General features: G+C 36.8%; 8 protein-coding genes. 6 read left to right on the top strand and 2 right to left on the bottom strand.

The genetic code is table 11. The annotated features are described in order from the left end of the window. Positions 1-23 precede the first annotated feature (23 nt). From ACM6F9_RS13665 to ACM6F9_RS13640, 6 genes are all read left to right on the top strand, one after another. On the top strand, positions 24-3,182 hold the full coding sequence (locus ACM6F9_RS13665; RefSeq protein WP_414846222.1) for an efflux RND transporter permease subunit: 3,159 nt from the start codon (positions 24-26) through the stop codon (positions 3,180-3,182). Continuing rightward, positions 3,169-4,584, top strand: a complete 1,416-nt coding sequence (locus ACM6F9_RS13660) for an efflux transporter outer membrane subunit (RefSeq protein WP_414846221.1) — start codon at positions 3,169-3,171, stop codon at positions 4,582-4,584. The genes ACM6F9_RS13665 and ACM6F9_RS13660 overlap by 14 nt, the downstream gene beginning before the upstream one ends. 254 nt (positions 4,585-4,838) lie before the next feature. Beyond that, positions 4,839-5,417 (top strand): DUF4840 domain-containing protein, encoded by a 579-nt coding sequence (locus ACM6F9_RS13655; RefSeq protein WP_414846220.1) that lies wholly within the window; start codon positions 4,839-4,841, stop codon positions 5,415-5,417. Between the two features lie 56 nt (positions 5,418-5,473). Continuing rightward, on the top strand, positions 5,474-6,088 hold the full coding sequence (locus tag ACM6F9_RS13650; RefSeq protein WP_414846219.1) for an RNA polymerase sigma factor: 615 nt from the start codon (positions 5,474-5,476) through the stop codon (positions 6,086-6,088). Continuing rightward, positions 6,081-7,478 (top strand): porin family protein, encoded by a 1,398-nt coding sequence (locus ACM6F9_RS13645; protein WP_414846218.1) that lies wholly within the window; start codon positions 6,081-6,083, stop codon positions 7,476-7,478. Before ACM6F9_RS13650 ends, ACM6F9_RS13645 begins: the two co-directional genes overlap by 8 nt. Positions 7,479-7,520: 42 nt before the next feature. Continuing rightward, the gene (locus ACM6F9_RS13640; RefSeq protein WP_414846217.1) at positions 7,521-8,483 is read left to right on the top strand and encodes a T9SS type A sorting domain-containing protein; all 963 of its coding nucleotides are present in this window, start codon (positions 7,521-7,523) and stop codon (positions 8,481-8,483) included. A gap of 431 nt (positions 8,484-8,914) precedes the next feature. On the opposite strand, the gene ACM6F9_RS13635 is transcribed toward ACM6F9_RS13640, so the two are convergent. After that, entirely contained in the window at positions 8,915-9,541 is a 627-nt protein-coding gene (locus ACM6F9_RS13635) for a hypothetical protein (RefSeq protein ID WP_414846216.1), read from the bottom strand. 1 nt (position 9,542) lies between these two features. Next, positions 9,543-16,271 (bottom strand): RHS repeat-associated core domain-containing protein, encoded by a 6,729-nt coding sequence (locus ACM6F9_RS13630; protein WP_414846215.1) that lies wholly within the window; start codon positions 16,269-16,271, stop codon positions 9,543-9,545. Positions 16,272-16,278: the final 7 nt, after the last annotated feature.

Raw genomic sequence — 16,278 nt, 5'->3', positions numbered from 1 at the left:
AACCATTCTTAGAAAATTCAAAAATGTTAAAAAAGATAATAGACCGTCCGGTACTGGCAACAGTAATATCCCTTATCATCGTTATTTTAGGGATTATCGGATTAAACCAACTGGCAGTGACCAGGTTTCCGGATATTTCTCCACCAACGATCACTGTTTCAGGTTCTTATCCGGGAGGAAATAGTGAAACCGTGATCCGTTCTGTGGTAACTCCGTTGGAAGAGCAGATCAATGGAGTGGAAGATATGGAATACATGAAATCCACTGCAAGTAATGATGGTACATTCTCCATTTCCATTATATTCAAACAGGGTGTCAATGCCGATCAGGCAGCTGTAAATGTGCAAAACAGGGTACAGCAGGCCACTCCGATCCTTCCGCAGGAGGTAGTGAGAATGGGACTGACCACGTCTAAGCAGCAGAACAGTATGGTGTTGATTTTCAATATTTATACTGAAGATAATAAACAATACGATGAAACTTTCCTTCAAAACTACGCGAATATCAACCTTATTCCGCAGGTGAAAAGGGTAAAAGGAGTAGGGCAGGCCATGGTTTTCGGATTGAAAGATTATTCCATGAGAATATGGCTTAACCCCCAGAAAATGTCATCCTACGGACTTGAACCGGCAGATGTTTCCAGAGCCATTGCAGACCATAGTTTGGAATCAGCTCCGGGTAAATTGGGAGAAGAATCTGATGCCGCTTTAGAATATGTCATCAGATATAAAGGGAAAAAGAATAAGCCTGAACAATATGAAAATATTATCGTTAAAAATACAGGAAGTCAGGTCATCAGACTAAAAGATGTAGCGCGTGTAGAATTCGGAGCCATTTCCAATACAGGAGACAACCTTTCCAATGGGAAAAATGCAGTTACTGTAGCGATTATGCAGACTACAGGATCTAATGCCAATCAGATTGAAATAGGCGTGAATAAAGCCCTTGATCAATTATCAAAATCATTCCCTCCGGGTATCAAATATACGAAGGTAATGAGTACCAAAGAAAGATTGGATGAAGCTACAGGACAGGTGAAATCGACACTTATAGAAGCATTTATTCTTGTATTTATCGTGGTATTTATATTCCTGCAGGATTTCAGATCTACGATTATTCCGGCAGTGGCAGTTCCGGTAGCAATTATCGGTACCTTCTTTTTTCTTCTGGTTTTAGGATTTACCATTAATGTACTGACGCTTTTCGCCCTTGTACTGGCCATCGGGATTGTAGTGGATGATGCCATTGTAGTGGTGGAAGCTGTCCACAGTAATATGGAAGGAACAGATCTCTCCGGAAGAGAAGCTACCCACAAGGCAATGAGTGAGATCACAGGAGCTGTAATTTCAATCACATTGGTGATGTCGGCGGTATTTATCCCAATCGGATTTATGTCCGGTTCAGCAGGATTATTCTATAAGCAGTTTGCTTATACATTAGCCATAGCAATCATCATTTCAGCGGTTAACGCATTGACTTTAACTCCTGCTTTATGTGCTGTATTTTTGAAAAATAATCACTCAGGAGAAAGTAAAAAGCCAAAAGGATTCGGGCAAAGATTTGCCATAGCATTCAATGCTGGATTTAATAATATGACGAACCGTTATGCAAAAGGAGTACGCTTTTTAATAGGGCGAAAATGGATTGCAGGAGGATTAATAGTAGCGGTTATCGGTGTTGCGGGATGGCTGATGTCAAGCACCCCTAAGAGTTTCGTACCGATGGAAGATGATGGATTCTTTATGTATACCTTAAGTATGCCTCCGGGAACAGCATTGACTAAAACTACGGAAGTTTCCAACAAGATCAATGAAATTCTAAAAGGAGTAGACGCAGTGCAGGAAAATACTTCCATTACAGGCTACAACCTTCTTAGTAACAGTGCAGGACCAGCTTATGCAATGGGATTTGTCAAACTGAAACCTAAAAAAGAAAGAGGAGAAGTTCAGGACATTCAGGAAGTGGTAGATATGGCGAATGCAAAATTGGGCGTCATCAAAGAAGGAAGTGTAATGACCTTCAGAATGCCTCCGGTAGAAGGATATGGAATGACGAATGATGCCGAAATTGTACTTCAGGACCGTATGGGTAGAGATCCTCAGGTTCTTAAAGCCAAAGCGGATGAACTGATCGGGGAGCTGATGAAGGTTCCGGAAGTGGCATTTGCTTACACCATGTTCAGGGCAGATTATCCTCAGATGGAACTTGAAGTGAATGAAGATAAAGCAAAACAGCTGGGAGTAAGCATTTCAAACCTGTTAGGAACCGTACAAACGTATTTCTCAGGAGACCAGTCTCAGAATTTCTCAAGATTCGGGAAGTTTTACAGAGTGAATATTAAAGCGGATGGTGTTTTCAGAATGGATGAGCAGGCGTTCAATGATATTTTCGTAAAGAATGAAAAAGGAGATATGGTGCCGGTAAACACACTGATCACTTTGAAAAAAGTCTACGGCCCGGAATCCGTTCAGCGTTACAACCTTTACAATTCATTAAATATCAACGTATCTCCAAAACCTGGAGTGAGTAACGGAGAATTAATGGGTAAGCTGGAACAAACCTTAAGTAAATTACCTTCTGACTACAGCTACGAATGGACAGGACTAAGTTTAGAAGAGAAATCGGCAGGAAATCAGACAATTGCCATCTTCGGCTTATGTTTACTTTTTGTATATCTCTTGTTAGCTGCTCAATATGAAAGTTATATTCTTCCGTTAGCCGTAATGCTTTCCATCCCAACAGGAATTGTGGGCGCATTCTTAGGAATAAAAGCAATCGGGCTGGATAATAATATCTATGTACAGGTTGGGCTCATCATGCTTATTGGTTTACTAGCCAAAAATGCAATCCTTATTGTAGAATTTGCCATACAAAGGCGAAAAGCAGGTCTTTCCATTCTGGATTCTGCACTGGAAGGAGCAAAGGTGAGATTACGTCCGATTATTATGACTTCATTAGCTTTTATTGTGGGAATGATTCCGCTGATGATTTCTACAGGAGGAATGGCTTCAGGAAACAAATCCATCAGTACAAGTGCTGCCATGGGGATGTTGAGCGGAGTAGTTTTGGGAGTTTTTGTAATCCCTGTACTTTACATGTTCTTTCAGTATCTGGATGAGAAATTCTCTACCAAAAAGAAGTATCATACAACAGAAAATCAATTGACAAATGAGCATATTTAATATAAAGAATTTCCTTATTTCAGGCGCAATGGCATCACTTCTGATGTCTTGTGCTGTAGGGAAAAAATATACAAGAACAGATCTTCAGATTCCCGAAAGCTACAAAGAATCTGTACAGGTAACAGGAGATACTGTAGTGCTGCCGTGGAAGACTTTCTTCAAAGATCCAAAACTGATTGGTTTAATAGATAAAGCCCTTTCAAGAAATAACGAAGTGAATGTCGCTTTGAAAAACATAGAACAGCTGGATTTGATCTACAAACAAGCTAAACTGGGTTTGATGCCAACATTAGATCTTACGGCAGGTGCCAACAGAAGCTGGGCTTCCACCAATACGCTTAACGGCTCCCTGAACGAACAGTTTGTCGGAACAAAATATATGGATGATTTCAGTGCAGCACTGAGACTTTCATGGGAAATAGACATCTGGGGAAAAGCTAAAATGCAGAAAGAATCTGCAGCTGCAGAGTATTTTGGGCAAAAAGAAAACTTAAATGCCATCAAAAGCAGAATAGTTGTTCAGGTGGCTCAGGCTTATTACAACCTTATCAGTCTGGACGAACAGCTAAAAATAGCCGAACAGAATATTGAGTTGAGTAACAATACGCTTAAAATGATGAACCTTCAGTTTACAGCAGGACAGATTAATTCATTGGCCGTTCAGCAATCCGAAGCGCAGAAGAAAACAGCCGAGTTACTGATTCCTTTAGCGAAACAGAATATTTCTATTCAGGAAAATGCTTTAAGTATTCTTTGCGGAGAATATCCAGCCAAAGTAGAAAGAGAAGAAAATCTGAAAGCAATGATTCCCGAAAATAAACTGTCAGAAGGATTACCCGCCCAGCTGCTAAGCCGAAGACCGGACCTGAAGATGGCAGAGTTTAATGTAATCAGTTTAAATTCTAAAACCGGATTGGCAAAAGCAGCAATGTATCCTAGTATCAGCCTGAGTCCGCAGATAGGAGTAAATTCCAATAAATTCAACTCATGGTTTGACATTCCGGGATCTATTACCAAAGCCATTGCCGCAAATCTGGCCGCCCCGATTTTTCAGAAAAAACAACTGAAAACAGCTTATGATACAGCTCTGATTGAACAGGAAAAAGCAGCTATTAATTTTAAGCAATCGGTAATGACTGCCGTAGGAGAAGTTTCCGATGCAATGGCAAAGTCTAAAGGTTCTTCAGAAAGGCTCCTGCTCCTGGATCAGAAAACAGCTATTCTGGACAAAGGAATCAATGATGCCTTGAAGCTTTATAAAAGCGGTATGGCCACCTATCTGGAAGTAATCACTGCCCAGAATAATAAACTCCAGAATGATCTGGAAGCCATCAATGTTACCCTTGAAAAATTAAATGCTGAGGTAGATCTTTACAGAGCACTTGGCGGAGGAGTACAATAAAATATAACTGATAAATAATAAAATGAAGCTATGTGATGTAGTTTCCTTTTTGCTGTTGATGAAAGAAAAATACAAGTTCATTTTTATAACAAGTATGGAATTTGCAATGGGATGATGAATTTTTATCTGCTTAAAATCAATTGTTTATGAAAAATATTGTCTTTTTTTTGAAAAAACATGCAAGATTTTCAGAAAACAGGATTTATATAAATGAGTACTCGAAAATAAATAATGTTTAACGAAAAAGTAATGCAATGAAAAAATTGACAGTACCCCGATTTTTTATAACAGTTTTAATGATTTTGGCCGGATTTGCCCTATCCTCATGCAATGATAATGAAGGACCGGATATTCCGCCTGTAAAAATGGAGAACTTACCAGGAAACTATAAAGGAAAGCTGATCATAGTACAGGGAAACAGTAAAAGAGAAGGAATAAAAGAGTTTAAAGTAAAAAAAGATACCATCTCATTTGCAGAATTTCCTATCGAAGAAATTGTAAAAACGGTAGTGAAAAACCCTGCAAAAGCAGAAACAGCATTGAAGTCAATGGCAAAGGTGAAATATGATATTAAATATGCGGCAGTGATCAATACAGCGAATAATGTGATAGAACTTACCTTAACTCCGAAAACAATGGAGCTTCAGATTCCTGTAGATGGCGTTAATAAAAAGACCGTTGTAGAATTTGTCTCTAAGCAAAAAGGATATTATGTGGGATTGGATCAAACGCTTAGATATGCTCTCACAGCAGAAAAAATTACAGTAGATGGTACATTGGTTACTCCTTATGAGGTGATTGATTATAATTTCCCATTCTGTATAAAAAATTAATTAGATAGATATTATCATCAATGGATTGCACTTTATCAAAAAGATGCAATCTATTTTTGCATGACGGTTTTATAGCATCCCACTGGAGATGGCAGCAGCATTATATGGAAGAAAGTAAAGAACAGATTTTGGTAACGCACCTTCTGAAGAAGGAGGAAGCAGCCTGGAAAGAGCTTTTTGGAGCTTATTCTAGAAATCTGTCCTATGTATGCTCCCGTTATCTGTCGGAAAAAGAAGATGTACATGATGTACTCCAGAACAGTTTTATCAAAATGTTCCGTTCGATAGAATCTTTTGAGTACAGAGGAAATGGCTCTTTAAAAGCCTGGATGACCCGTATTACTGTCAATGAATCTTTGAAGCATATTAAAGAGAAAGGTGATTTTAAATCTGCCGTAGAAGTAGATGATCTTCCGGACATTCCTAATGAAGAAGAACCGGATTTTGAAGAAATTCCGCGTGATGATATTATGATGATGATCAGAGCTCTTCCCGATGGGTATAGAACTGTTTTTAACCTGTATGTATTTGAGAAAAAAAGCCATAAGGAGATTGCTGTACTGCTGGGAATAGCAGAAAACTCCTCAGCATCTCAATTTCACCGGGCAAAAGGACTGCTTGCTCAGAAAATAAAAGAATTTAAAATGTCAAAAAAAGCACAATATGAATAATGAATGGCTAAATAACCTGCGTAGCAGAATGGATGACCATGAAGAGGACGTTCCGGAAGGATTGTGGGATGACATTAAAGATGAATTATTTTCAGGGGAAGAAAACAATTTCGTTCCTGGTTTTATTCCTGAAGTTCCTGAAGGTAGAACAAAGAAAGAAAAAGGAACCAATACAGAAAGAAGATCTTTATTTTATCGAATTGGAGGAATCGCAGCTGCCATTGCGCTGTTATTTTCCCTCATAAAAATACTGCCACAGGATAATACAGAAAAAAGAATGTCTCAGAAATCCGAAGGTGTGAAAAATGAGGAGGAAAAAAACTCTTTAAAACCTATAGAAACAGAAAAGGGCCCGAATAATGATGTAAAATCAGGAACAGAGGCTTTTTTAGCAGATAACATATTAAATACAGGATCTACAGAGAAAATTGCAGCACAAAGATATGCCGAGAGGAGAGGAGAAAGTCAAGCTGAAAACAACCAAAAAATCAAGGATATCTTTAAACTTCCGTCAGCATCGGAATCTTTTCAGCAGGAAAGCAAAGTTGCTTATAACGTGCCTTCTATTGATGACACAGTAAAAGAAACTGCCAAAGAGCAGACTTCTGATGAGGTTCTTTTCAAGGAAGAGAAATCAAAGGAAATCTATGCTGAGAATACAAAACGAAATACCTCAAAATCCCGTAATAAAAAATCATGGATGCTGAGCATGCTGACAGGAAATATGGCTTCCAATTCTGCAGAACAACAGTTCCCGGGCTATGCTTCTATCACGGGCAAAGCAATGAATGTAGAGCAGGTATTTATGGCATCCGATTATCATGATGATCCCCTGATGTCCATATTATTAGCCAATCAGAGTCAACCGGTAGAAGCGAGAATCAGGCATAAAGTGCCGGTTACATTTGGATTGTCTCTTTATTATAATCTGGGAAAAAGATGGGGCATAGGAACAGGTCTGAATTATACCAAGCTGGCTTCCGAACTGCATTCAGGAAGTGATAACAATTATATAAAAGGAGATCAGACGGTTCATTATATAGGAATTCCTGTTCAGGTTAACTACAATGTTATTCAGAAAGGGAGGTTTACAGGATATATTACAGGAGGGGCACTCGTAGAGAAACCTATATCGGGAAGTGTTACCACTACCTATGTTGTCAATGATGAAATAAAAGAAAGTTCAAAACAGAGTCTTGATCCTAAACCTTTTCAGTTTTCTGTCAATACTGCAGTAGGACTTCAGTTGAAGATTGTAGATAAAATAGGAGTATATGCAGAGCCGGGAATAGGGTATCATTTTAAGGAGGAAAACGCACCCAATACCATTTATAAAGAGAAACCATTTCATTTTAATATGAAATTCGGGATCAGAGTACTGTTGGATTAAATGTAGAGGATTTTTAGCAACACCAAACTTAATAATCTATATATGAAAACAAAACTAATTTTTTTAGTGTTTTTATTATTCACCATTTTGAATATAAAAGCACAATGTACCCCTACAATTACCAGTGCAAGACTCGGGCAGAAATATCCGGGAACAATTTTATTCTGTGATACGGAAGATGAGATTCTTTCCACAGTACAGGGCTATGGAAGTTATCAATGGTATAAACAGGAATGGACTTGGCAAACTCCTAATAACAACCCATGGATCGCTATTCCGGGAGCTACATCACAACAGCTGACCATTACCGGAAATGACCAGCTGAATTATTTTAAAGTTAAAGTTACAGACGGAGACTGTATTGCGGAAAGCCCGGCAGTATTTGCTGATGGTTTTGTATACGGACTTCCGGCTATGATGACTACTTATACTCCGGGAACCTATCAGGACAATGGAGGAATAGTGAATGTGTGCAATGGAGCTTCTATACAGTTTGATAATATATTCCCAGGAGTCTATGGTAAGCATACCTGGTTCAGATGTGTACCGGGCAGCAATCCTCCGATGCCGGGAGATCCTTGCATTATCCCTGGAGTGGTAGGAGCTACCTATATAGCCACAAGTTCAGGGAAATACGGATTTTATGCCTGTACGGAATATTGTCCTGATCAATGCCAGATGTTAGATCCTTTTGCTTTTGTAGAAGTGAATTTCGGGAATTGGGAATTCTGCAGCAATTTAGGAACAGGAGAAGTAAAAAATAAAGACAATAGTCTGAAAATTTATCCGAACCCTACAGTGCAGCATCTTTATATCGGGAAAGAATCAGATAAAGTCTATAAAGAAGTGATCATTATTGATATGTCCGGAAAACTTGTTCTGCAGAAGAATGATCACAGGTATAATCAGGCGATTGATGTAAGCGGTTTGGTTCCGGGTAATTATATCATTGTTTCTAAAAGCTCAGATGGAAAAGAATATAAAAATAGATTTATAAAAAAATAATAGGATTATAAAATCTGAAGATGTTTAAAGATTGATTGTGGGAAGGAAGAATGGGTGCCGGAAGAGGGATGTTCCTTGTCTTGAAGAAGAACTAAAGTATTTTTTACTTTACGCTCAATAGATACATTTCATCCTTGTTAATCTAATGACGGTCATAATTACCCCAAAAGGAATTTCCTCTTTTTGGCATCCGGCTTCCTGACTCATCCTTTTTATTCAGTATTCAGATGATTAATCTTTTTCGTTAGTTTTTAATAATGGTTGAGTCGGTACAAAGAAATTTGTACCGGTTTTTTTATTCCATCATCAGTAGAACCAATTTTCCAAAGAAATTCTGATATGATTTCTTTGTTAAAAATACCGACCCATATTCTTATAGTTCTAATAAAAAAATCATCCCTTGCTTTGGCAGGGGATGATTTTTATTGATTTTATTTGACGATCAATGGAATCTTATCTGTGGTAAGTTTTCCATGGAAAATTTTAATATGATTTCTTTTTAAAGAATCTAAATCAAAAGGTGTCAGATAATCTTTAATAATTGTACTGTCGAAATCTACTTCAATCTGAATAAAATATTTTTCGTTTTTTTTGAGAAGAAAAAAAGAATTTCCATTTTTTAACTGATCTTTCAATAAAGCAAACCCTCTGTCAAAGATTTTTTCTTTTCCTGATTGAACAAAAACAGCATTTCTTTTAATACTTCTGTTTTCAGAATACCAGAATATATTTTTTTCAAAACCTTTCTTCTTATTCTCATCCATGAGGAGAGAGTCTTTTTTGTTAATATTGAGTCCTTCGGAGTTAATATAGATAGCTCTCGCACTTACTTTATTATTATTCTGATCCGTAATTGTAATGAAATTTGCACCAATTACAGGATCTTCAATTCCTGTTGAATAGAATGAGTAAAATGCATAATCAGATTCAGACTTATTTTTTACGATAAATTTCTGTTCTAATTGATTTGTTTTGAACTCAGTTTCCTTAAAATTATAATTTACCCCTTTACTACAAGAGCAAAGTAAAAAAAAGGAAAACAATGCAATATATTTCATATTATCTACCATAGTTTTTATATAAAGAGTTTGCTGTGTTAAGTTCGGATTGTGATTTTTGAGTTCTATAAATATAATCACTTCCTGATCCGGAGTAAGCTGCTTCCCACATATAGGCTGCTGATTCTGAATTTGCTTTTGCATATGCCTGAGCATATGCGGGGTTTTTTATATTCGCTCTCCAGGCATCATGCATACCCATAGATTCATTAATAGTATGTATAAGCTCATGTCCTATTGTTACAGCAACCCCTATCCAGGTGTCTGCTGTATCCCACCACAATTCTACGGTGCTGTTTCCTCCTCCTATAGGTCTTGTTTCAGCATGTATTGGATTATTTGCATCTTTACCTATATTTTTTATTTTAAACCAAACAACAGTTCCTTGTTTGTTTCTCAATAATAATTCATTCAAAATAGGAACTTCCTTAACAAGTCTGATTAAGTCTTCTTTTTTTCCTGAAAATTTAGTATACGCTTTGTCTTGACCAACGATTTTTTCAACTTGTTTTATTAGTTTTTCATAATTGGATCTGTCAAAACCTTCTTTCACAATATGGCCTAAATGATTTAACCCAGAAGTAATAAGACCTTGTCTGAATCCCTGCCAGAAATTTCCTCCCGCAATTGCAGCAGATATTCCTCCACTTAATCCTCCGCTTACAAGCATTACTGCCTTCATTCCTTCTTTTCCGAAGCCATTATAAACAATGTCTCCTCCTCCTGCTTTGGTTGCTGCAAAATCAATTCCTAAAGACTGAACACCGCTTGCCATAATTGAAGATACCGCACCACTTAGTGCCCCGCTTCCGAATTTTCCTCCGTCTACTACTGACATGAATCCCCCGGTAGAAGCATGCATTGCTGCTTCAAAGAGTGCTTTTCCTACGGTGAGGTATTGACCAAAAATGGAGGTGGCCATACTTCCGATCCCAAAACTGACGGCTCCGGAAAATGCTCCCATGACAGCTGCTTTCCCTAAACCATACCAGAACGGAATTCCATTAATCATGTTCATAATCACCCTTGTAGTAATAGCAACGGCTAAACCAATAAGAACAGCTGCTCCTAACGTAATTGCTTCATAGCCATTAACGTCTACATATAGCAAAGGATTATTATAGGCATATCCATATCTATCATAACTTTGAGTATTGAATTGATCTGGAATAATGCTGTCAGCACTTAAAAATTTCCTTACTACCGGATCATAAATCCTTGCATTCATATTAATTAGACCTACCGTTTGAAGGTGCTCATGTCCGGTATATCCTCTGTTTATAAATAGAGGGGTAAATCTTAGCTCATCAGCATTGGTGACTATTTGTCCGTTGGCTTTTACTAGGCCTTTCAAGTTGCCCCATGCATCAAAAAACCTCTTTTCAACAACAGAACCGTCAGTTTTAGTAATAGCAACAATACTGTTTAGATTATCTCTGTGAAGATAATAATTCTCTTTTTGAACAAGAACGCCGTTCTTGATAACCTCCTTTTTGATATAGTTAGCAGAATATGGGTCTCCATTGATATAAGTAACTATTTCAGTAGTTCCTGTTATCGCATTTTTAGTGATTTCGACACCAAAATCGGACGAATAATATTTTGTGGTTTTTTCCGTTTTTGAGCTCATTGAGTATCTTGACCCAATGATATTATATTGAAACCCAAGGCTGTCTTTTCCAACCAGAGCAATCTTATTTGGCCTTCTAAATGCATCGTACGTTACAGTAGCAAAGCCTCTCTGTGTATTTACATTTTGTCCGTTAGTATTGAAATTAACACTCTGTAATTTATAATCAGTTTCATTATAATTATATTTTCCTAATTCTGAGTTTGATGTGATTCTACCTCTTTTGTCATAGGTGTATTCATTGGTAATAACTCCATTTACGGCTTCACTAAGTAAACGATTCAGTTTGTCATAGGTAAACTCTTCTTTATTCCCAAAAGAATTATTTCTACGCCAGTTTAGAACACCTTTATTAACGTCATAATTATAATCAATATCTACAGCAACTGTTCCGTTGTTTGTATTTTGATGCTTGATATTGAATAGTGAAAAATCTGAAGGATTATATTGGTTGGCAATAGAATATCCGTTACCATATTCCATTTGTGTATACTGGCCCTTAGCATTGATATCAGATAGATGCCATACCATTGTGTTTGTATCAGCATCATTTTGCTGAATGAGTATTCCATTGGCATCATAAAGATTTTTAACAGTAGAACTTGATATATGTTGCCCCATGACAACTGTCGTCATCCCTATAGTATCTATTCTTCCATAGTTATCATAAGTATTTCCGGAACTATAAATAAAATCAGGGGTTTCTTCACTTTTAGCATAAACACGATAATACTGATCATAATAAGAGGTATAAAGGAAAGGTATACCATTGCTTGTCCCTGTGATAGATAACGGAAGCTTTGTCTGCCCATTGTAGGTATATGTTTTTTCAATATTGGTATTTTCTGCTGGGGTATTACCATACGTTTTTTCTGTTAGAGGTCTTCCTAAATCATCATAAGTATAAATAGAATAACCCTTAGGAGTGGTTTGTTTGGTAATACGGCTTAAATTATCATACTCATAAGTGAAAGTTCCTGCAGAAGGGTCAGATTCTTTTTTTCTATTTCCCCACCCATCAATTTCATAGGTTGTCTTAATTCCCTCATAATTACTTTCCCTGGTTGCTCCATTTGGATAATAAGAAAATGCAACAACCCCGCCATGGTCTTGATGACGGGTAACATGACCCATCGCATCAAGAGTTTTGGATGTCTTTTTATAACCGTCATCCACTGTTACTTTCATCCCTTCATAACATGTTGTAATGATTTTGCCGGTAAATGCAATGTTTTTAATCGGGCGGTCCATCTCATCATATTCAATGGAGTTCCATTTTGGAGTTTCACCTTCGAAAAATAGTTCTGAGAATCTGGACTTTCTTCCGAAAATGTCATATTCTGTTTTTGCAACCAGCCATTTTCCATTAATAGATTGGCTTTTGGACTGAATTTCCCGGTCAAAAACATCAAATGTTACAATGGTTTCTACTCCGCCTTCTCTTTTTTTATGAAGATTGTAACGGGCACCTGTAGAAAGATCGGCAACGGATTTTGACATAGTCGTTTTCTTTCCGAGATAATCTGTGGCTTCTGTGACATTTCCCCATGAATCATAAACATATGATGTTGTAAGACCCGTTTGGGTGGTTTCTGAATTGACAATTCCAAGAATGCTAATATCTGATGTAGCAAAAAGACCATCTGGAGTTATCGTTTTTTTGATATAACGGTTTGTTGTATCATATTCATATGTAGTAGTTTGAGAGGCAATTCCTACAGTAGAAAGAGTCTCGCTTTGTAAGTTTCCAAAATTATTAAAAATATAATTAGTAACAACAGGCTGAGAGTTTGTATCATTTCCAAATTTTCTTATCTGGCTTACTGTACCATTTGGAGCAAAATCCGTTTCTTCTTTGGTGGAGAAAGATAGTCCGTCTTTATAAGTAGTAGTTTCTACAGAAGCAAATTTTCCATATAGATAATGATCTCCATTGAAAAATTCTGGTTTATAATTATACTTAATAATTGAAGATCCTATTCCATTATAATCAGTAAATGCACTTTTCAGTTTTATGCCATCAGTTTCATCATAGTCATACTTTTTGATGATCGTGATATTCTTCAGATAATCTCTTGAAATTTCATCCGTATCTAAAATCAAGTACTGATGATTGCCCTTATCAAACTTTTTATAAATCGTTCTGTTTTCTGTAATAAAGCTTTTGATCCCACCATAGGTAGTTGAAATAACGGCATTATCCATTAATGGATCTTTGGTAGTGATGTTCCAGAATAGGGCCTTTACGGGATTCTTATTAGAATATTTATTGTTTTTAAATTCTGACTCATAGGCATCACTCATATAGATCTTCTGGAAACCCATGAATCCCTTTCCTTCAAGATGTTGGATTGCATTCTCGAAACGATATTCTTTGGTAAGAATCTTACTGTTGAAAATAGTATGAATTTTATTGACAAGATAGTATGATCCGTTTGTGTTATGTGTATAATAAGGATAGCTTAGATTTTCATCCGGTTTATAATTATATACAACTTCTGTATTGCTGTAATTCGGAATCATAGGTCTGTATTCGATTCTTTGTAATACAGATGATCCATTGTCGACTTCCTGAATTTGTTTTTCCAGGAAATTGTCATTCTTTATCTCAAATGTAGTCTCTTTTTTAAGCAGAGGGTCGTAGATATAGAGCCCGGTTGTATATGTATTGAGCTGATTAAAATTATGCTGAGCAAGAATCAGAGAAAGTGGCGAAATAGCTGTGTTTTCCAACGGAATACTTTGGGCAAGCGGGCGGAACATTGTAGATGAACCATTATCAATATAACCGTTTTGCAGGAATTTTATTTTATTCACCATATTGGAGTTAAAATAGTTTCCAGGCTGCCCCATGTATGGGTATTCAACACTATTTCCTAAATTGGTTACTGTTGTTTTATATAAAAGTTCATCCGGCGTATATTTAGCATTCCCGATTTTTACACTGGTGATAATATCCGTTCTTCCGTCCCCGTTGAAATCTGCCATAATGATGGAAGTATTGATATACTCACTACCCTTATATTCATCAAATTCTCCATTCCAGAACTTATCCCAGAAAGACGTACGTTTAATTATATTTCTGCTGGATGGAACTGCATATACCAGATCACCGTTGTTGTAAGGCTCCGAATAACTGGTAAAACCATTTCCTTTTGATAGGTAAGTATACCAATAGTTGGTTTGTGTTTCCATTTGCTTTACCAAAGATCCTAAAGCTTTAAAAGCATTTGGATCCATTTCGTATACCTTCGCAGGAGTCATGAAATCTGTAAGTCCATCACCATTAAAATCACCCATGAATAAAGGTGTTTTTGGTGTGAAAGAACTGAATAATGCTACATCTGCAAGCTTAGTGGTAATAGCATTTGAATTCATATCCAGTTTATAGACCGAAAACGATTTCTGTGCTGTATTTACTCCCAGAATTTCAGGAATTCCATCACCATCAAATTCCATGTTGTAATATGTTCTTCCCACAAAACCTGCAGGTGTACTTATTTCAATAGGGACTGTTGTTTGGGCCTGTACTTTGGAGGCTTCTACCAAATAGATTTTAGCTGGTCTGTTATCGTTTGCTGATTCAAAAATTAAGAAATCTATAAGACCATCATTGTTGAAATCTCCGGTATGGAATGTTCTTTCTGTTTTATCTCTATAAAGATATTCAGGGGTAATAATATCTCCTGTATAATGATCATAATCGGGAGGTGAAGTAAATGTACCGCCGGGTAGGTTTATTTTCAGCGTTCTGCTGTGATATCCCATAAGGTCATCAATATGAAAAGTTACTTCATCCACAAGTGTCCCTCCTGTGTTTACGTCTCCTATATAATTTGTAGTGATTCCGATAAGAGCATCTCTTAATGATATTTTATTATTAAAAAGAACTTTTGCAGCATGGAATGTAGAGTTACCACTCGTTGGATAACTAAGAGCCACATTACCTCTTCTGCTGGATATTTTATATCCCGAATTTTTTGATTTTACACCATATACAGGTTCAAGTTTTCCAGCTTCAAAAAAATCTCCCATGGCTACAGTTCCTAATCCATTAATGTCATTTCCAAAGCCGGGTACTGCACGTGAATTTGTTACTAGTTGGGATCCTGTAGAAGTATTATAGTTAAAGTTCAGAGGCCTTAGCTTATTTCCGGCGCCATTTTCAACAGTAACTTTTCGTAGTCTTTCCGTCGGAAATCTTGTACTATTCTGAAGCATGTCATAGGTTAAAGAATATTTTCTATAGATTCCTGTAGAGGTGGTACCTGAAGTAATATAATCAATTATCCTATCATTTGTTGATTGTAATCCATTTCTGTAAGAAGTATTACGACCCTGTCTCATTTTATAAACAATACTGATATAATAGGGATCGTTTGCCGCATCAGTACCTCCGTAAGAGATTTTTGAGAGTCTCATATTTCTTCTTTCTGTAGAAGGGTTGAAATACTCAGAATCATAGCTGTAATGAATCTGATTATCCAGCGCATCTGAAAGCAATACAATATAATGCTGCCCTGGAGAAAACTCTTTATACTTTGCTATTTTCCCATCAGTATACTGAACTATAAATGAAAATTCCCCAGAAATGGGTTTTGTGATTTTTACTTTTGAATATTTTTCTGTAGCAAAGGAAGATTCATTAATTTTAATAAGTCTTTGACCATCTAAATAGTACGGATCGGAAGTATTAAACTGAGGGCCAATAGTGATACCATCAATTTCTTTGTTTTTACCTCCCTGGCTGATCATTGAAATCCCAGTTACATTCCAGCCCCAACCAGCCTGACCATTGCCACTCTGGCTGTTATAAGCTATTGCAGCATTAGGTTGAAAATCATTAATCCCTTTTACTGTTTCAATAGGTATTGTATAGTTTAAAGTTCCCCCTTCATTCACATTCATTTCTCCATTCACTGTAGGAATAAGAACATCTGCAGGATCCACTTTTTGAGTAGATCCAGAACTTGACTTGTTGGAAGTACTATTCTCAGCATACCCTGAGGTGTCATACTGTAGTGTGATACTTTTTTGATTCTGAGCTATCAGGAATACTGAAGTAACGAATAAGAATAAAGAATATATTTTAAGTTTCATATTAGCC

The sequence above is a fragment of the Chryseobacterium sp. IT-36CA2 genome, assembly GCF_949767875.1.
GTDB lineage: Bacteria > Bacteroidota > Bacteroidia > Flavobacteriales > Weeksellaceae > Chryseobacterium.
Note: the sequence above shows the minus strand (reverse complement) of the source record. Positions and strands in the feature narration are given on the sequence as shown.

Coding starts and splice junctions, on each gene's coding strand:
- ACM6F9_RS13645 (WP_414846218.1), top strand. CDS start 6,081: ATGAATAATGAATGGCTAAATAACCTGCGTAGCAGAATGGATGACCAT.
- ACM6F9_RS13660 (WP_414846221.1), top strand. CDS start 3,169: ATGAGCATATTTAATATAAAGAATTTCCTTATTTCAGGCGCAATGGCA.
- ACM6F9_RS13635 (WP_414846216.1), bottom strand. CDS start 9,541: ATGAAATATATTGCATTGTTTTCCTTTTTTTTACTTTGCTCTTGTAGT.
- ACM6F9_RS13640 (WP_414846217.1), top strand. CDS start 7,521: ATGAAAACAAAACTAATTTTTTTAGTGTTTTTATTATTCACCATTTTG.
- ACM6F9_RS13630 (WP_414846215.1), bottom strand. CDS start 16,271: ATGAAACTTAAAATATATTCTTTATTCTTATTCGTTACTTCAGTATTC.
- ACM6F9_RS13665 (WP_414846222.1), top strand. CDS start 24: ATGTTAAAAAAGATAATAGACCGTCCGGTACTGGCAACAGTAATATCC.
- ACM6F9_RS13655 (WP_414846220.1), top strand. CDS start 4,839: ATGAAAAAATTGACAGTACCCCGATTTTTTATAACAGTTTTAATGATT.